Raw genomic sequence first — 16,084 nt, 5'->3', positions numbered from 1 at the left:
GGCTAACGCATCGTCCGGGCATCCGGAACCTGCGTTAGCCGCCCCTCAACGAAACACGCGGCGAACCGCGAGACGGCGGTCAGTCGCCCTGCAGCAGGATGCCGTCCTGGATCGCCCGCTTGCGCAGCGCGACCTTCGTGCCGACGTCGTATCCGGCCACGCGGTACTTCTCACGGATGCGCTTGAGGTAGCTCTTCGCCGTCTCGTCGGAGATCCCGAGCTGGAAGGCGACCGCCTTCACCGGCTCGCCCGCGCCGTACAGCGCCATCACCCGGCGCTCCTGCGCGCTGAGCTTCGGGGCTCCTCCGACCTCGCCGGCGTTGAGCGCCAGGTCGAGCTCGGCCGAGATGAACGACTCGCCCTTGCTCGCCGCGCGGATCGCCTCGACGATCATCTCGGCGTCCTCGCTCTTCACGAGATATCCGAGGGCGCCGGCTGCCAGCGCCTCGCGCACGACCGCCGGCTCCGAGTACGTGCTCATCAGCACCGTGCGAACGCCGGTGGTCTTGAGCGTGGAGAGCTTGAGGGAGACCGGGATGTTGTCTTTCAGGTCGAGGTCGAGCAGCACGACGTCGACCGGGAACTCCGGGTGCGTCAGCAGCTCGGGCCAGCTGGCGACGGCTGCGACCATCCGGATGTCGTCCGCAGCATTGCGGATCCATTCGGTCAGTGCGCCGAGCAGCATCTTGTGATCGTCGACGATCGCGATTCTGATGGGAGGTGCCTCGCTCACGAATGGCCTTTCTCGCGGTATCAGGGAGCCGACCGCTCGGCAGTTAGAGGTCGGCCGGGTTGTCTGTGACGCTCTCGATCTCGATCCGCAGGGTCGAACCTGAGAAGGTCTCGACGTAGCGGCCCACCTTACGGATAGCTTGCCACGCCGCAGGGTCCACTCTGTTTCGCGGCACACCGGTGGCGGAGATCACGATTGGAATTCTGACACCCGCACTGGGGTCTCCCGTCTCCGCCGCGCGGGGGCGTTCGACAGAGAGCTGCAGACTGCGGGTCTGCACGGCCCCCTGGCGCACCGGATCGCTGATCAGCAGCCACACCGCGGTGAGCAGTCCATCGCGCTGATCGCGGGTGAGCACTCCGGCCAGGCCATCCGGATCGCTCAGCGTGACCGACGGGCCGAGCAGAGCCGACTCGGTGATCGCGTGATAGAGCCAGGTCTCCCGGCGGCCCTGGATGAGGTGCAGGCGCAGCTCGGTGGCGATCGAGGCCGCGTGGGAGGCCGTCTCTTCGTCGAGGGGGAGGGCGGTGCGTCCGCTCGCGACGCCGTCGAGAAGGCGCTCGGCCGCGAGGTCGAGGCGCGCGAGCTCTTCCGACGCCATCATTCCGACGGCGAAGCGCGGCGAGCTGACCGTGCTCTGCACCTGCACCAGGTCGAGTTCGAGCTGCACCAGCGTGCGCAGCGAACGGACGATCTGCACGCCGAGCAGGGGAGGCGCGACGGCCAGCGCGATGGTCACGAACGCCGGCCCGAGCGCGGTGACGTCGTGCTGCCCGCGCAGCGCGAAGGCGGTGGCCAGTGCGACTCCGAGCGCGATCGATGGGATGACGATGTCGCGCGCCGGGCGCACGGTGGAGCAGAGCAGCAGCATCGATCCCACCGCCACGGCGGCCGTCGGGGGAGCGCCGTTGTCGCCGGGACCCCAGGTGCCGGCGATGTCGAGCGCGGCCACGACCGCCCAGAGGCCGAGACCGGTGAAGAACATCCAGTCGGGCAGGTCGCCCGGCAGCCGCGGATGCACGATCAACGTCACGACGAGGCTCAGGATCAGGATGATCCACGCAGCGCAGCTCAACGGCAGCGACGTGTACGTGGTGATGTTCAGCACCATCACGACCAGCTGGTACGCGATGAGCGCGATGGAGGCGACGTTGAAGCCGAGGTCGAGGCGGGCGCGACCGAGCGCATCCCGCTCGCTCGATCCCGTCGAACGGGGCACGGTCGGCTCGGCGGTGCGCGTCACTTCGGAACCTCCAGCACGACGGTGGTGCCGGACCCGGGCGACGAGAACAGCCGGGCGTTGCCGCCGACATCGCGCAGCCGCGCGACGATCGACTCGGTGAAGCCGAGCCTGCCCTCTTCGATCGTCGAGACGTCGAATCCCTTGCCCGCGTCGGTCACCATCGCGCGAACAGTGGTCTCGTCGTCGGTGATCGTGACGTGCGCCTCGGCGACTCCGGAGTGCCGTCGCACGTTCTCCAGGCACTCCGCGAGGGCGAGGAGGAACGAGTCGAGGATGTCGCTCGGCAGCAGCACCTGGCCGGTCCCGTGCCAGTTGACCTCCAGGCCCATGCGGCGGAAGCGCTGCTTGACCGACTCGAGGGTGTTCCCGAGCGTCGACTCCTCGACGGGCTTGAGCTTGTAGTCTCCCGACGATGTCGGGTCGGGCGTGAACCCGAGTCGCAGCTGACGGAGGAGCGCTGCGTCCTCCGCCGCCTGCTCGCGCAGGGCTCCGACACTGACGCCGACCCCCGAGTGCGCGAGGAGGGTGAGCGTCGCCAGCACCGTGTCGTGCAGGAGGCGGGCGCCCTGACGGCGCCTGGCCTCGGTCTCGCTGGCCTGGCGCTCGACCCGGTACGCCCTGCTCATCGTCGAGATGCGCTTGAGCGTGCGCGGAACCGTGCGGGCGAGCCAGATGCCGGCGGCGATCATGGCGACCCAGCAGGCGACGGCGAAGACGGTGGGCTCGCCGATCCGGGAGCCGGTGAGCAGCAGCGTGGCGGTCAAAGTGCCGAGCGTGAGCACGAAGCCGGCGGCGAGAAGCACGATGCGTCTGGTGGAGGTCACGCAGAGGAAGGAGACCGTCGCGATGGAGCCGGCCGCGATCATCCCGACGGCGCTGAGCGCGGCTGGATCGAGGGCGCTCTGCGGCAGGAGGTGCAGCGCGATCAGGGCGTTGCCGGCGATCAGGATCGTCACGATCCACACGATGGGGCTCGGCGAGGTGAGCTGGAACTGGGCCCAGGCGAGCCCCGCGAGCAACACGATCGAGGCCAGATAGAGCGGAAGCGGAAGCGTGCCGGGGATGCTCAGGCAGAGCAGGGCCGTCGCCGACGCCGTGAGACCGATGTTGCGCGCCGTGACGGAGAGAAGGCGATCACGCTCCTTCTGGATGCGTGACATGCGTCTCCGTTCTTCTCAGGCTGCGAACAGACGGCGGAGCTGTTCGCTGACTGCATCGTCTTCGATCAGGAAGCCGTCGTGTCCGAAATCCGACTCTATTACGACGGGAACCGAACCGTCGACGGTGTCGGGCAGGTGTCGCGCGATCTCTTGCTGACCTTCGACGGGGAAGAGGCGGTCGCTGTCGATGCCGACCACCAGCGTTCGTGCCGTCACGCGCGACAGCGCCTTCGCGACACCGCCACGGCCGCGGCCCACGTCGTGCGAGTTCATCGCCTGCACCAGCGTGAGGTAGCTGTTGGCGTCGAAGCGCCTGGTGAACTTGTTGCCGTGGAAGTCGAGGTACGACTCCACCGCGAAGCGGCCACCGGCGCCGAGTGGGCTGATCCCGCTCTGCCAGGTGCGCTCGAACCGCTCATTGAGCTCCGAGGGGCTCCGGTAGTTGAGCAGGGCCATGCGCCGCGCGAGGGCGAGACCCTGATGCGGGCCCTCGCCGTCGGCGGCGTCGTAGTAGAGGCCACCGCGGAACAGCGGGTCGGTGCGCACCGCCTCGATCTGCACGGAGTTGAGCGCGATCTGGTCGGCCGTCGAGAACGGGGGAGCGGCGATGACGGCGAGTCGCTCGACCCGCTCCGGATACTCGACCGCCCACTCCAGCGCCTGCATGCCGCCCATCGAGCCGCCGATGACGCCCGCCCACCGCTCGATGCCGATGGCGTCGGCGAAGGCGGCCTGCGCGTTCACCTGGTCCCGGATGCTCGTGAACGGGAAGCGTGCTCCCCACTCGGTGCCGTCGGGTGCGATCGATGCCGGTCCGGTGGTGCCCTGGCAGGCGCCGAGCATGTTCGGGGCGACCACGAAGTACTTCTCGGTGTCGATCGCTTTGCCGGGCCCGATGATGCCCTGCCACCAGCCGGGGGTCGGATGCCCGGGGCCGGCCGAACCGACCGCGTGGCTGTCGCCCGTCAGGGCGTGGAGTACGAGCACGGCGTTGTCGCGCCCGGCGGAGAGTTCGCCCCAGGTCTCGTAGGCGATGCGCACGTAGGGGAGCGCTTCGCCGCTCTCGAAGGTGAACGAGCCGATTCCGGCGAACTGACGCGCCCCGACCGGGTCGCTCTCCTTCCATGCGCCGCTGGCCGGCGGCTTGCCGAGGAGCGACCGTGCTTGCGCCTCCGTGATGAAACTCGACGGGGCCGTATCGGCGGATGTCTGCCACTCCATAGGGCAATTCTGTCCGAGTACGGGAGTGCGCGTGACTGTGTTACGCCGGCGGCTGCTGCGGCGGGCCGCCGGTGAGGTCGTCCCTCGTGGTCCCCGCCGTCCGGGTGGTCGTGCTCGTCTCCGAATCGTCGGAGAAGTGAAGTTCCGGGGTGTGTCCGAACTGCCGCCCGTGGGCCTGGTCGTCCTGGTGGTTCTGCCGCAGGTGGGCGGTGCGGTCGTTCAATGCGGTCACGATCGTCGCGCTCGCCGTTCCGACGATCCCGATGCCGCCGATCATCAGCAGCACGGCCAGGATGCGACCGGTCACGGTGACCGGGACGTAGTCGCCGTAACCCACGGTCGCCATCGTCACGATCGCCCACCAGACGGAGTCGCCGAAGCTCGTGATGGTGGCGCCGGGTGCGTCGCGTTCGACCGAGTAGACGGCGAGCGAGATCACGTAGATGAACATGACCACGAAGGACGACGCGATGATCACCACCCGCCTCCGCAGGTGCTTGCCCGTGTTCCCGCGCAGCAGCGGCACCTTCGAGAGCTCCTTCAGAAGCCGGAACGGTCGCGCGAGCGGGAGCAGCACGGAGGCGAGATCGATCGGATTACGCCGCACGAACTCCCATTTGCGCGGGCTGAGCACCAGACGCACCACGAAGTCCACGACGAAGAGCACCCAGACGAGCACGAGCACGACCGCGAACGTGACCGTGAGCCAGTGGGGCTTGTGCTGTTCGAGGATCCCCCACGAGTAGGCGATCAGGAAGAGCACGCTGGCGGCGATGAGCGGCCACGCGGTCCCGTCCTCCCAGCGCTCGCGCGCCCGCACATTCCCGTGGCCGGCCATGTCAGTCGGTCCGCACCTGGAGGTCGCCCTTGTGGAACCGGTACGGTGCGGCCTGTGCGACCGGTTTGATGACGATCAGGTCGAGGTCGACGTGCCGGGGTCTCTCCAGCGCGTCGACGACGGTCGCCGCCACGTCGTCGGCCGTGAGCGGCTCGGGCACGTCCTCGTAGACGGCGTCTCGCCTGGCCTGGTCGCCGCCGAACCGCACCAGCGAGAACTCCTCGGTGGCCACCATGCCGGGGGCGACCTCGATGACGCGGATGGGCTCGCCGTTGAGCTCCAGCCGCAGCACCTCGGTGAGGGCGTGCTCGGCGAACTTCGCCGCGTTGTACCCGCCGCCCCCGACGTAGGCGGTGTGCCCCGCGATGGAGGTGACGTTCAGGATGTCGGCGTGGCCGGTCTCCGCCGCGCCGGCTCGCAGCAGCGGGAGAAGTGCAGTGATCACGCGCTTGGTGGCGATGACGTTGATCTCGTACATCCACACCCAGTCGTCGATCGTGGACTTCTCGACAGAGTCGAGCCCGTGTGCGCCGCCGGCGTTGTTGACCAGAGCGTGGATGGGGCCGGAGGACGCGAGGTGCGCACGGAGGGCATCCACGTCGTCCTGCTTCGTGAGATCGGCGACGAAGGTCTCGGCGCCGGTCTCGGCGGCGAGTGCGTCGAGTCGGTCGGCGCGGCGCGCGACGCCGACGACGTCCCACCCGCGGGAGCGGAACAGCCGCACGGCCGCCGCCCCGATCCCCGAACTCGCACCCGTCACGACCACACGTCTCGTACCCATGGCGTCTATTCTGGCCCGACCGCGCATCCGGTGGGGTTACGCCGTGTTTCGCGCGCGTTGCCCGCCCGGAGGCGCGAGCCTACTCTGCTGGTGAGGCGGTGGCATGCCGCACGCCCCAACCAACCCGAAGGAGTGACGCCATGACCGATGCCGCCGACTGGCAGTTCGAGACCAAGCAGATCCACACCGGTGCTGCACCCGACCCCGTGACCAACGCCCGGGCGACGCCGATCTACCAGACCACTTCGTACGTGTTCAACAACGCCGAGCACGCCAAGAACTTGTTCGCGCTCGCCGAGTTCGGCAACATCTACACGCGCATCCAGAACCCGACCCAGGCGGTCGTCGAGGAGCGCGTCGCCGCGCTCGAAGGGGGCACCGGCGCCCTCCTCGTCGCCTCCGGCCAGGCCGCTGAGACCTTCGCCGTGCTCAACATCGCGCAGGCCGGCGACCACATCGTCTCGTCGAGCTCGATCTACGGCGGAACGTACAACCTCTTCAAGTACACGTTGGCCAAGCTCGGCATCGAGACGACCTTCGTCGAGAACCAGGACGACGCCGACGAGTGGCGCCGTGCCGTGCGCCCGAACACCAAGCTGTTCTTCGCCGAGACCATCGGAAACCCGAAGATCAACATCCTCGACATCGAGCTCGTCGCCGAGGTCGCGCACGAGGCCGGCGTGCCGCTGATCGTCGACAACACGATCGCCACGCCGTACCTCATCCGCCCGTTCGAGTTCGGTGCCGACATCGTCGTGCACTCCGCCACCAAGTTCCTCGGCGGCCACGGAACGGTCATCGGCGGCGTCGTCGTCGACGGCGGAAAGTTCGAGTGGTCGAAGAACGTCGAGAAGTTCCCCGGCCTCACCGAGCCCGACCCGTCGTACCACGGCGCGAGCTACACGGCCGCGGTCGGCGACGGACTCGCCTACATCATCAAGGCCCGCGTGCAGCTGCTGCGCGACCTCGGCTCGGCGATCGCCCCGGCAAGCGCCTGGCAGCTCATCCAGGGGATCGAGACGCTGTCGCTCCGCGTGGAGCGTCATGTGCAGAACGCCCAGGAGATCGCGGAGTTCCTCGAGAGCCACCCGGATGTCGCGTCGGTCAACTACTCCGGACTGCCCACCAGCCCGTGGTACGCGGCGGCCAACAAGTACGCCCCGAAGGGCGTCGGCGCCGTGCTCTCGTTCGAGCTCAAGGGCGGCGTCGACGCCGGCGCCGCGCTCGTCGACAGTCTCGCGCTGTTCAGCCACCTCGCCAACATCGGTGACGTGCGCAGCCTGGTGATCCACCCGGCGTCGACCACCCACTCGCAGCTCACCCCCGAGCAGCAGCTGACCGCGGGCGTCACGCCGGGTCTGGTGCGTCTCTCGGTCGGACTCGAGAACATCGACGACCTCAAGGCCGACCTGCAGGCCGGCCTCGCGGCGGCGCGCTCGGTCGTGGAGGCCGCTCGCGTCTGACGCTCGTCGCAGAAGGGCCCCGTCGGCGATGCCGGCGGGGCCCTTCCGGCGTCGAGTGCCCGAGTGCCCGAGTGCCCGAGTGCCCGAGTGCCCGAGTGCCCGAGTGCCCGAGCGCCCGAGTGCCGGTGGTGCGTTTCTGCACCACACGCCCGCCGAGTCGTGCGCAAGCGCACGATCGGCGGCGACCGGCTAGGCGCCGGAGGCGACCCGGACGCAGGCGCGCAGCAGCTCGATCGCCTGGCGAGCGTCGCCGACGGTGAACTCCTGGCGCTCGCCGGAGCGATCGAGCACCGCGCGCCGCAGAAGCTCGGCATGCTCGGGCCAGCGTTCGGCGGCGAACGCGGCGGCCTCCGTCTTCGAGAGGATCTCGCCGGTCTCCATCGTCGCCACCAGGCGGGACGGTCCGAGCGCGATCCAGCGGACCGTCTCCGACCGCACCGGGGCGTCAGGAGCGCGATCGGCGAGTTCCGCCTCCGCCTGATCGCCGATCGGCTGCCAGTAGTCGACGAGGTTGTCGCGCGAGAACGAGACCGCGCCCCGCGCGGCATCCGGATGCTTGTCGGCCACGGGCGTCCAGATCACGTCGCCGCCGTCGGCGATCCCCTGCACGCCCTGCTCCAGCTCGCGCCAGGTCACCCAGCTGAGTTGAGCGCCGGCGAGGGAGGAGACCAGCACGCCGTCGATGACCTGCGGTGCGGTCTGCACGGCATCCGGCCCGCGGGCGATCTCTGTCTCGGTCAGATAGACGCCGTCGATGTGCGGTCGGGATGCGGCATGCAGGCCCGCGAGAAGCTCCAGCTCGGCGGCGGGGTCGCGCGTGACGACGAAGACGACGTCGATGTCGCTCGCGCCGTCGTGCCAGTCGCCGGCGGCCGCCGACCCCGTGACGATGGCGCGGCTGACGAGCCCTGGCGCGATGCGTTTCTGCTCCAGCAGGAATGTCGTCAGCGCCTCCGAGACGGCGGGCGGGAGTTGGGCGTCCATCAGATCACCTGCGATTCTGCAGCGGCGGCGTCGGTGCCGGCATCGGCGTCGCCATCGGTCGTACCCGGATCATGCGCCTCGGTCGCAGGGTCGGCATCCGCGAACGCGAGCTTGGGCACGAAGAAGAGCAGCACGGCGGCGACGAGCGCGCCGAGACCGCAGATGGTCCAGACGAGCATGTAGCCGAAGAGGCTCGCGGCGGTCGTCGTCACGGTCGCGGCGCCCGCGAGGAGCACGACGCCGAAGACGGCCGACGCGAACGATCCGCCGATCGTCTTGGTCGTGTTGGTGAGGGCGGTCGCGACACCGGTCTGTCCCCGTGGAGCGGCGGCAGCGGCGGCGGCGGGGAGTGCGCCCACCAGCGCGCCGGAGCCGAGGCCCGCGATGGCCATGTTCGTGAAGACCTGCCACGTCTCGAGGTGGAACGGCAGGAACAGCAGGTAGCCGATGGCGACGAGGAACGACGCGACGATCAGGGCTCCGCGCGGGCTGGCCAGGCGCGACAGCAGCGGGAAGAGCAGGGCGCCGACGATCATCGAGATCAGATACGCGCCGATCAGGATGCTGCGCTGACCGGCCGAGAGACCGAGACCGTAGCCGTTGACCGGATCGGTGCCGGCGAATGTGCTGAGCGGCGCCTGCGCGCCGAGCAGGCTGATGCCGATGAGGCCGGCGGTCAGCTGCACCGGCCACATGTTCGGGCGGCGCAGCACGCGCAGGTCGATCGCCGGGTCCTTCTGTTTCAGCTCGTACCGACCGAACGGGATGAACGTCAGGATGCCGGCAGCGATCAGCACCCACACCCACCAGGTGCCGACGCCGTTGATGCGCAGGAAGGTGAGGCCGGAGGTGATGAGCAGCAGCCCGAGCGTCAGGATGCTGAAGCCGACGCCGTCGAGGCGGCGCACGCCCGGCGCGGGCTGGGACTCCGGAACCCCGAACAGGATGGCGAAGAAGACGAGGGTGACCGCGATGGCCGGAACGATCAGGGTGAGCGTCACATTCTGCGCGAACGCCTCGAACAGCAGGCCGGCCCCGATCGCGCCGACGATGGCGCCGGCCTCGAGGGCGACGACGAGGAGGCCGGCGGCCTTGCGGGTCTGCGATGCGGCCGTGCCCGTGCGACGCCCGCGGTCGAAGATCAGCGCCACCTCGAGCGGCAGCCAGACGACGTAGAAGCCCTGCAGCGCGAACGCGATCAGGAAGGTCGTGAAGTTCCCGGCGAACGCCAGGGCCCAGGTGGAGAGCGCGGTGAGCACGGTCGCGATCAGCAGGATGCGCTTGTGCCCGAACATGTCGCCGAGCTTCGCGAGCACGGGGACGACCAGAGCGGAGACCAGCAGCTGCGCAGCCTCGAACCAGTTGTAGTCGGCGTCGTGGATGCCGAGATGCTTCACCACATCGGAGATGAGGGGGACGTAGTACCCCTGCAGGATGCCGCTGGTCACCTCGACGAAAGCGAGCCAGCCGATGAGGCCGGCAGTGACTCCGAGAGCCACGGATCCGCGGCGAGAAGTGGGGATGGCGCTGTCGGGTGCGCCCGTCCTCTGTGACGTCATTTGTGGATGCTAACACCGCCGAAGCCCGGGTACGGTAGATGGATGGCCAGCGAACTCGACGACTCCGGATCAGCCGTTCTCAGCGAGACGGAGCGAGAGGTCCTCGGCTGGCTCGAATTCGGCGAGGCGTCCCGTCATCTTGCCGGCGAGGTCGTCGAGTCGGGCTTCGAGCCGGACATCGTGGTCGCCATCGCCCGCGGCGGTCTGCTCCTGGCCGGAGCGATCTCCTACGCCCTGGGCATCAAGTCGTGCGGCTCCCTGAACGTCGAGTTCTACACCGGGGTCGACGAGCGCCTGCCCGAGCCCGTGCTGCTGCCCCCGATGCTCGACGAGGCGGCCCTCAACAGCAAGCGCGTGCTCCTGGTCGACGACGTGTCGGACTCGGGTCGCACCCTGGCCATGGTGGTCGACCTGATCGCGGCATCCGGCGCGGACGTACGCACGGTGTGCCTCTACAGCAAGCCCCGCACGGTGCTGGAGCCCGACTTCGTCTGGCGCAAGACCGACCGCTGGATCACCTTCCCCTGGTCGGCGCTGCCGCCGGTGACCGCGGGCGAGTAGCGGCATCGAGCTGAGCGCCGTGCCGAAGACCCTCGCCGAGCTGGTGGCCGACGGTTCGATGGATGCCGGCTGGGCCGCCGCACTCGAGCCGGTCGCCGACCGCATCGCCGACATGGGCGACTACCTGCGCGCGGAGGTGTCGGCCGGACGCGGCTACCTGCCGGCCGGAGAGAACGTACTCCGGGCGTTCCGTGCTCCGCTCGCCGACGTGCGGGTGCTGATCGTCGGGCAGGATCCGTACCCGACGCCCGGTCATCCGATCGGGTTGTCGTTCGCTGTCGACCGTCACGTGCGGCCGCTGCCGCGCAGCCTGCAGAACATCTACCGCGAGCTGCGGGACGACCTGCAGCTCACCCCGCCGCAGCACGGTGACCTCAGCGCATGGTCGCGCAACGGCGTCATGCTGCTCAACAGGGTGCTGACCGTGCGGCCCGGCGAGCCGGCCTCCCACCGCGGCAAGGGCTGGGAGCCGGTGACCGAGCACGCCATCCGCACCCTCGTCGCGCGCGACCGACCGTTCGTCTCGGTGCTCTGGGGGCGGGACGCGGCCACGCTCAAACCGCTGCTCGACGGCAACCCGTCGATCGAGTCGGCGCATCCGAGCCCGTTGTCGGCGTCGCGCGGTTTCTTCGGCTCCCGTCCGTTCTCGCGCGCGAACGCTCTGCTCGTCGAGCGTGGCGAGAAGCCGATCGACTGGTCGCTCGAGGCCTGAGCGGTAGGCGCTGAGGGTTTACGCGGACGAAACGCTGCGAGCGTAGGCTTGTGGCCGTGCTTGAAGAGGAATACGAGACGCGCCGGCAGCTGCCGCCCCATCTGCGCAAGAAGGAGCCGGCCGAGTCGCCGTTCGAGTACAGCATCCGGGATGCCGAGGCCGGCGATCTTCCGTGGGTGCGCGAGATCTACAACCACTACGTCGCCAACAGCACCGTCACGTTCGATGAAGACAAGATGACGCTGCGCGAGTGGAAGTCGAAGTACGCCTACCTGCAGAAGCTGGGGATGCCGTTCATCGTCGCCGTGTCGCCGAGCGGGCAGATCCTCGGCTACGCGCTCGTCTCCCCGTGGAAGCAGAAGCGCGCGTACCGCTTCACGGTCGAGAACTCGATCTACCTCGGTGCCGCCTCGACCGGCAAGGGTCTCGGGCCCGTGCTGATGCAGGCGCTGATCGACAAGTCGAAGGAGGCCGGGCTCAAGGAGATGATCGCGGTCATCGCCGACAAGGGCGCAGAGGCCTCGATCAAGATGCACGAGAACTTCGGATTCACCGAGATCGGACGCATGGGCCGGGTCGGCTACAAGTTCGACCGCTGGCTCGGCACGGTGCTGATGCAGAAGTCCCTCAAGTAACGATCAATCTCGGGTCCGCCTGACACGCAGGCGCGCGGTCGTCGCGCGGCCGGTGGTGGCTGACTAGGGTGTCACCGTGACCACAGTGACTCCAGAGAACGGTCAGGTCGCCCCCGCCGCGCCCGCGACGCCGGCGAACCTGCCCCTGCGCAAGCGTCCCGTCGACATCTTCTTCATCTGCATCTTCTCGCTGTTCATCGTGACCTGCATCATCAGCGATGCGATCCCGACGCTCGGCATCCCGCAGACCTCGACGACGACCAACCTGTTCGCGCAGTGGAACTACACCTACTCGTCGCAGTACGACCCGCTGTACCAGAACCCGCCCATCTGGCTCCGGTTCATCACCGGCACCTCGGCGTTCATCTACCTCCCGTTCTACGTGCTGCTCGTCATCTGCCTGTCGAAGGGTTACAACTGGATCCAGCTCTACGCCGTGATCTACGCGACGATGATCATCAGCCTCACGGGCATCCCGATCTTCGGTGTGGAGTTCTTCGGCGACACGGCGCAGCGCACGCCGCAGCCGTTCATCTTCCTGCTCTACAACGGGCCCTATGTGCTCGTGCCGTTGCTGCTCCTGATCCGGATGCGCAAACCGATGCCCTTCACGCGGAAGTTCTAGCGCGCTTTACCAGTGGCTCGATCGGGGGATGGTGGGTCGAGAATGCCTCCCCCTCGGGGATGCTCTGCGTGCCTGTTGCCGATGGGCCCATGCGCCCTTCACGCCCACGTTCTGGGCCGTTCCGGATCAGGGGTCCCGACACGCCGATCGCTGGTGAATACGACGGCGTGGCTGGACCCCTCATTGCGGGCTAGGCGTGCTTCCCGCCGAGCTCGAGGAGCCCGACGCCGACGATCACGAGCACGATGCCCGCGATCTGCACCCAGGTCAGCGACTCCTTGAAGAAGACCCACGAGATCAGCACGATCGCCACCACGCCGACGGCCGACCAGATCGCGTAGGCGATCCCGAGGGGAACACCACGGGTCAGCGACTGCGACAGCGCGACGAACGACGCGATGTACCCGACGACGACGATGACGAACGCCCACCACTTCGGGTTCTCTCCCGAGGTGAACTTGAGGAACGTCGTGGCGACCACCTCCGTGGCGATCGCGATGGCGAGGAAGATGTAGCCGAGCACGGCGGTTGCTCCTGTCAGCCGGCCGGCGCCGGACGCTTGCGACAACCGTACCGATGGAGGAGGACACCGTGGCCGATGCGACACAGGTGAGACAGCTGAGGATCGTGGTGGAGGCCGACGACTACGACGCGGCGCTCGCCTTCTACCGGGATGTGCTGGGGCTGCCCGAGGCGGAGGCGTACGCCGGCGATGGGGGAGCCCGGGTCGCGATCCTCGATGCCGGCCGCGCCACCCTGGAGATCGCGAACCCCGCGCAGAAGGCGATGATCGACGACGTCGAGGTCGGGCGGCCTGTCGCTCCGCGCATCCGGCTGGCGTTCGAGGTGGACGATGGACGCACGGTCACCGCGCGGCTCGTCGAGGGAGGCGCCGAACTGATCGCGCCGCCGACCGTGACGCCGTGGAACTCGCTGAACTCCCGGCTGGCGGCTCCCGCGGATCTGCAGCTGACGGTGTTCCAGGAGCTCGGCGGCGACGCAGGGCCGGCTGCCGGCGGCGCAGAGCCGGCTGCCGGCGACGCGTCCTGAGCGTTGGCTTTGTGTCGGTGCTGGATGCTGTGGGAGTCCGTTCTGAGCGGCATTCGCGCGTTCTAGGGTGAGACCGACGTCATCAGCGGCCGGCACCGCGCGAGTTGAGGGTCCGGTCGTGACGAGGCAGATGAACAACCGTGGCCGGGAACCCGAAGGTTCCCGGCCACGTCCATGTCAGCCCGGCTCCGAACCCGTCAGCTCTTGGGTGTCGACCGGCGCAGGATGAAGAACCCGGCGACCGCGGCGATCGCCGTCGGCACGAGCAGCCAGGCGACCACTCCCGTCGGGCCCATCGTCATGAACCAGGATCCGACGGCCGGCCAGTTGCCGGTGAAGGTGATCAGGGCGACGAGGCCGACGAGCAGCAGCACGAGGATCGCCATCGCGATGAGCAGGCCGTTCACCCGCCAGCGCATGAAGATCGTGCCGCTGGTGGAGCCGACGAAGAAGAAGAACAGCATCGACACGAACACGATGAACAGGCGCTCCCAGAAGCCGCCGCCGCCGAAGTACACCGAGGTGAACAGGTGGCCGCCGAGGCCCCAGCCGCCCGTGGCCTCCTCGAGCATCGACAGCACCGAGAACCCGATGGAGTAACCGGCCGCGAGCATCCCGAAGGTGAGCGCCGAGCCCAGGTAGAAGTCGCGCCTGGTCACGCTGTAGCCGAGCGCGAACGGGAACGTCATGCTGATCACCTGGATGCCGACGACCAGCATGTAGACGAAGATGTAGAACCCTCCGCCGCTCCACTGCGTGCCCTCGAGGGCGTGCGCGCGGTCCTTCGGCTCGGTGGCGACGAAGATGATCCACCAGATCAGGTAGTTCACCAGCCAGATGAAGCCCATGATCATGATGGGCACCCAGATGGTCGTGTACTTGTTGACGAGGTTCAGCCTCACCACGCGCCAGATGCGCTGCGCGGAAGCGGGGGTGGTGCGGAGGTTCACGGCCTCCGGCGTGATGGCGGTCATGCGCTCTGCTCGAATTCTGTCGCTCGGACGTTGGTCTTGCGGACGATGAGTTGCTGGAGGGAGACCGGGGAGAGCTCGAGCCCCGCGGAAACGGCCTCCGCCCGGTCGGACGGGGTGAGGGACCCGACGGTGACCGACGCGAGTCCGCCGATGCCGTCGCGGTGCAGCACGTCGCGCCCGGTCACGAACGCCTCCACGGCGCCGCGCTGGCCGACGACCGTGGTGGCCGAGCTGCGCATCTCCTCGGCATCCTGGTCCATCAGGATGCGGCCCTGGTCGATCACGATCACGTGCTCGAGAAGGTTGGCCACTTCGTCGATGAGGTGCGTCGAGAGGATCACCGTGCGCGGATGCTCGGCGTAGTCCTCGAGCAGGCGGTCGTAGAAGATCTGCCTGGCCACCGCATCCAGCCCCAGGTAGGGCTCGTCGAAGAAGGTGAGCGGGGCGCGCGAGGCGAGGCCGACGATGACGCCGACGGCGGAGAGCTGGCCTCGCGACAGCTTCTTGATGCGGCGGTTCAGCGGGAGCCGGAACTCGGCGATCAGCTGCTCGGCGAACTCGGCGTCCCAGTTCTCGAAGAACCACGGCGCGCTGCGGAAGACGTGCTTCGGCATGAAGTCGTCGGGGTAGCGCTGGCTCTCTTTGATGAAGCAGATGTTCTGCAGCACCCTGGCGTTCTCGACCGGCTTCTCGCCGAAGACGCGCACCTCGCCGGAGGTGACGAAATCCTGCCCCGTGAGCAGCTGCATGATGGTGGTCTTGCCCGCGCCGTTGCGGCCGAGCAGTCCGTAGATCTTGTTGGGCTTGACGGTGAAGCTGACGTCGTCGATGGCCGTGAACGAACCGAAGCGCTTGGTGAGCCCTTCGACGCGGACGGCCGGCGCGATCGACGTGGGAGTTGCTGTGCTGGTCATGCGCTGACTCCTTCCGTGGAGATCATCTCGGTGAGTTGCTGGGGATCGATCCCGAGCTTCGCGGCTTCGGCGAGCAGGGGGCGGAGGTATTCGTCGCGGAATGCATCGCGACGCTTGACGATGAGGCGCTCACGGGCGCCGTCGGCGACGAACATGCCGATTCCTCTCTTCTTGTAGAGAATCCCGTCGTCCACGAGCAGGTTCACACCCTTGCCTGCGGTGGCGGGGTTGATGCGGTAGAAGGCCGCGAATTCGTTGGTCGACGGCACTTGGGTCTCGGGGAGGTAGACGCCGTCGATGATGTCGTCCTCGATCTGTTCGGCGATCTGCACGAAGATCGGCTTTCCTTCTTCGATCATCCGCACCTCCTCGGGGTTGCTCCAACCTCATGGGTTAGTTGGTGATGTAACTAACCAACCAGCCGGGACCGATTTTGTCAACACTTTTCTTCATCCCCCTCACCTTTCGGCGTCACCGCCAGGTCCGGCGCCGCGCGAGTCGGGGATTAATCACGCCGCTCGCGCGCTGGGCGTGATTAATCCCCGACTCGAACGGAAGAGGCGCATGGCGGGCGCGCGGCGGGCCGCGCGGAGAGGCGGGCGGGCGGCGCGCGGCGGGGCGCGGCGAGGGG

At 68.3% G+C, this 16,084-nt stretch carries 18 protein-coding genes; 6 read left to right on the top strand and 12 right to left on the bottom strand.

All coding sequences use genetic code 11. From position 1 onward, the window contains the following. Window positions 1–79: 79 nt before the first annotated feature. Genes PKE84_RS10355 through PKE84_RS10330 form a run of 6 tightly spaced genes read right to left on the bottom strand, consistent with a single transcriptional unit; the run spans window position 80 to window position 5,976 of the window. A complete protein-coding gene (locus PKE84_RS10355; RefSeq protein ID WP_271177167.1) occupies window positions 80–733 on the bottom strand; it encodes a response regulator in 654 nt (217 codons plus the stop codon). A 43-nt stretch (window positions 734–776) separates the two neighbouring features. Further along, on the bottom strand, window positions 777–1,976 hold the full coding sequence (locus tag PKE84_RS10350; RefSeq protein WP_271177166.1) for a hypothetical protein: 1,200 nt from the start codon (window positions 1,974–1,976) through the stop codon (window positions 777–779). Continuing rightward, window positions 1,973–3,136, bottom strand: coding sequence for a sensor histidine kinase (locus PKE84_RS10345; RefSeq protein WP_271177165.1), 1,164 nt, complete (start codon window positions 3,134–3,136; stop codon window positions 1,973–1,975). Before PKE84_RS10345 ends, PKE84_RS10350 begins: the two co-directional genes overlap by 4 nt. Window positions 3,137–3,151: 15 nt before the next feature. Further along, window positions 3,152–4,357 carry a homoserine O-acetyltransferase MetX gene (gene metX, locus PKE84_RS10340; RefSeq protein ID WP_271177164.1) on the bottom strand — a complete coding sequence of 402 codons (1,206 nt, stop codon included), beginning with the start codon at window positions 4,355–4,357 and terminating at the stop codon, window positions 3,152–3,154. Between the two features lie 40 nt (window positions 4,358–4,397). Further along, window positions 4,398–5,195 carry a potassium channel family protein gene (locus PKE84_RS10335; protein WP_271177163.1) on the bottom strand — a complete coding sequence of 266 codons (798 nt, stop codon included), beginning with the start codon at window positions 5,193–5,195 and terminating at the stop codon, window positions 4,398–4,400. Window position 5,196: 1 nt separating this feature from the next. After that, window positions 5,197–5,976 (bottom strand): SDR family oxidoreductase, encoded by a 780-nt coding sequence (locus tag PKE84_RS10330; RefSeq protein ID WP_271177162.1) that lies wholly within the window; start codon window positions 5,974–5,976, stop codon window positions 5,197–5,199. Window positions 5,977–6,116: 140 nt separating this feature from the next. Between PKE84_RS10330 and PKE84_RS10325 the strand changes: the two genes are divergently transcribed. After that, on the top strand, window positions 6,117–7,439 hold the full coding sequence (locus PKE84_RS10325) for a bifunctional o-acetylhomoserine/o-acetylserine sulfhydrylase (RefSeq protein WP_271177161.1): 1,323 nt from the start codon (window positions 6,117–6,119) through the stop codon (window positions 7,437–7,439). Window positions 7,440–7,628: 189 nt separating this feature from the next. On the opposite strand, the gene PKE84_RS10320 is transcribed toward PKE84_RS10325, so the two are convergent. Next, window positions 7,629–8,423 carry an aminoglycoside adenylyltransferase domain-containing protein gene (locus PKE84_RS10320; protein ID WP_271177160.1) on the bottom strand — a complete coding sequence of 265 codons (795 nt, stop codon included), beginning with the start codon at window positions 8,421–8,423 and terminating at the stop codon, window positions 7,629–7,631. Beyond that, complete coding sequence (locus tag PKE84_RS10315; RefSeq protein ID WP_271177159.1) at window positions 8,423–9,982, bottom strand: MFS transporter; 1,560 nt, start codon at window positions 9,980–9,982, stop codon at window positions 8,423–8,425. The genes PKE84_RS10320 and PKE84_RS10315 overlap by 1 nt, the downstream gene beginning before the upstream one ends. Before the next feature lie 42 nt (window positions 9,983–10,024). Here PKE84_RS10315 and PKE84_RS10310 point away from each other — a divergent pair, with 42 nt between their 5' ends. The 4 genes from PKE84_RS10310 (at window position 10,025) to PKE84_RS10295 (ending at window position 12,515) form a co-directional block, all read left to right on the top strand. Next, window positions 10,025–10,543: a phosphoribosyltransferase gene (locus tag PKE84_RS10310; RefSeq protein ID WP_271177158.1), complete on the top strand. Its 519-nt coding sequence runs from the start codon at window positions 10,025–10,027 to the stop codon at window positions 10,541–10,543. A gap of 19 nt (window positions 10,544–10,562) precedes the next feature. After that, window positions 10,563–11,255 carry a uracil-DNA glycosylase gene (locus tag PKE84_RS10305; protein ID WP_271177157.1) on the top strand — a complete coding sequence of 231 codons (693 nt, stop codon included), beginning with the start codon at window positions 10,563–10,565 and terminating at the stop codon, window positions 11,253–11,255. 56 nt (window positions 11,256–11,311) lie between these two features. Further along, window positions 11,312–11,890 carry a GNAT family N-acetyltransferase gene (locus PKE84_RS10300; protein ID WP_271177156.1) on the top strand — a complete coding sequence of 193 codons (579 nt, stop codon included), beginning with the start codon at window positions 11,312–11,314 and terminating at the stop codon, window positions 11,888–11,890. A gap of 76 nt (window positions 11,891–11,966) precedes the next feature. Then, window positions 11,967–12,515, top strand: coding sequence for a DUF2781 domain-containing protein (locus tag PKE84_RS10295; protein WP_271177155.1), 549 nt, complete (start codon window positions 11,967–11,969; stop codon window positions 12,513–12,515). Between the two features lie 190 nt (window positions 12,516–12,705). On the opposite strand, the gene PKE84_RS10290 is transcribed toward PKE84_RS10295, so the two are convergent. Further along, window positions 12,706–13,038 (bottom strand): DMT family transporter, encoded by a 333-nt coding sequence (locus tag PKE84_RS10290; protein ID WP_271177154.1) that lies wholly within the window; start codon window positions 13,036–13,038, stop codon window positions 12,706–12,708. Between the two features lie 68 nt (window positions 13,039–13,106). Between PKE84_RS10290 and PKE84_RS10285 the strand changes: the two genes are divergently transcribed. Further along, the gene (locus PKE84_RS10285; RefSeq protein WP_271177153.1) at window positions 13,107–13,565 is read left to right on the top strand and encodes a VOC family protein; all 459 of its coding nucleotides are present in this window, start codon (window positions 13,107–13,109) and stop codon (window positions 13,563–13,565) included. A gap of 197 nt (window positions 13,566–13,762) precedes the next feature. Here PKE84_RS10285 and PKE84_RS10280 read toward each other — a convergent pair whose 3' ends face one another. From PKE84_RS10280 to PKE84_RS10270, 3 genes are read right to left on the bottom strand one after another with little or no spacing between them, the layout of a single operon-like run. Beyond that, window positions 13,763–14,539 (bottom strand): hypothetical protein, encoded by a 777-nt coding sequence (locus PKE84_RS10280; protein WP_271177152.1) that lies wholly within the window; start codon window positions 14,537–14,539, stop codon window positions 13,763–13,765. After that, a complete protein-coding gene (locus PKE84_RS10275) occupies window positions 14,536–15,453 on the bottom strand; it encodes an ABC transporter ATP-binding protein (protein WP_271177151.1) in 918 nt (305 codons plus the stop codon). The genes PKE84_RS10280 and PKE84_RS10275 overlap by 4 nt, the downstream gene beginning before the upstream one ends. Beyond that, entirely contained in the window at window positions 15,450–15,812 is a 363-nt protein-coding gene (locus tag PKE84_RS10270; protein WP_271177150.1) for a GntR family transcriptional regulator, read from the bottom strand. The genes PKE84_RS10275 and PKE84_RS10270 overlap by 4 nt, the downstream gene beginning before the upstream one ends. Window positions 15,813–16,084: the final 272 nt, after the last annotated feature.

Source organism: Leifsonia poae (assembly GCF_027921845.1).
Lineage (GTDB): Bacteria > Actinomycetota > Actinomycetes > Actinomycetales > Microbacteriaceae > Leifsonia > Leifsonia poae.
This window is presented reverse-complemented; position numbering and strand designations above follow the sequence as displayed.

Excerpts from the sequence above, each read along its gene's own strand:
- PKE84_RS10345 (WP_271177165.1), bottom strand. The coding sequence starts at position 3,136 with ATGTCACGCATCCAGAAGGAGCGTGATCGCCTTCTCTCCGTCACGGCG.
- metX (WP_271177164.1), bottom strand. The coding sequence starts at position 4,357 with ATGGAGTGGCAGACATCCGCCGATACGGCCCCGTCGAGTTTCATCACG.
- PKE84_RS10335 (WP_271177163.1), bottom strand. The coding sequence starts at position 5,195 with ATGGCCGGCCACGGGAATGTGCGGGCGCGCGAGCGCTGGGAGGACGGG.
- PKE84_RS10330 (WP_271177162.1), bottom strand. The coding sequence starts at position 5,976 with ATGGGTACGAGACGTGTGGTCGTGACGGGTGCGAGTTCGGGGATCGGG.
- PKE84_RS10325 (WP_271177161.1), top strand. The coding sequence starts at position 6,117 with ATGACCGATGCCGCCGACTGGCAGTTCGAGACCAAGCAGATCCACACC.
- PKE84_RS10320 (WP_271177160.1), bottom strand. The coding sequence starts at position 8,423 with ATGGACGCCCAACTCCCGCCCGCCGTCTCGGAGGCGCTGACGACATTC.
- PKE84_RS10315 (WP_271177159.1), bottom strand. The coding sequence starts at position 9,982 with ATGACGTCACAGAGGACGGGCGCACCCGACAGCGCCATCCCCACTTCT.
- PKE84_RS10310 (WP_271177158.1), top strand. The coding sequence starts at position 10,025 with ATGGCCAGCGAACTCGACGACTCCGGATCAGCCGTTCTCAGCGAGACG.
- PKE84_RS10280 (WP_271177152.1), bottom strand. The coding sequence starts at position 14,539 with ATGACCGCCATCACGCCGGAGGCCGTGAACCTCCGCACCACCCCCGCT.
- PKE84_RS10275 (WP_271177151.1), bottom strand. The coding sequence starts at position 15,453 with ATGACCAGCACAGCAACTCCCACGTCGATCGCGCCGGCCGTCCGCGTC.
- PKE84_RS10270 (WP_271177150.1), bottom strand. The coding sequence starts at position 15,812 with ATGATCGAAGAAGGAAAGCCGATCTTCGTGCAGATCGCCGAACAGATC.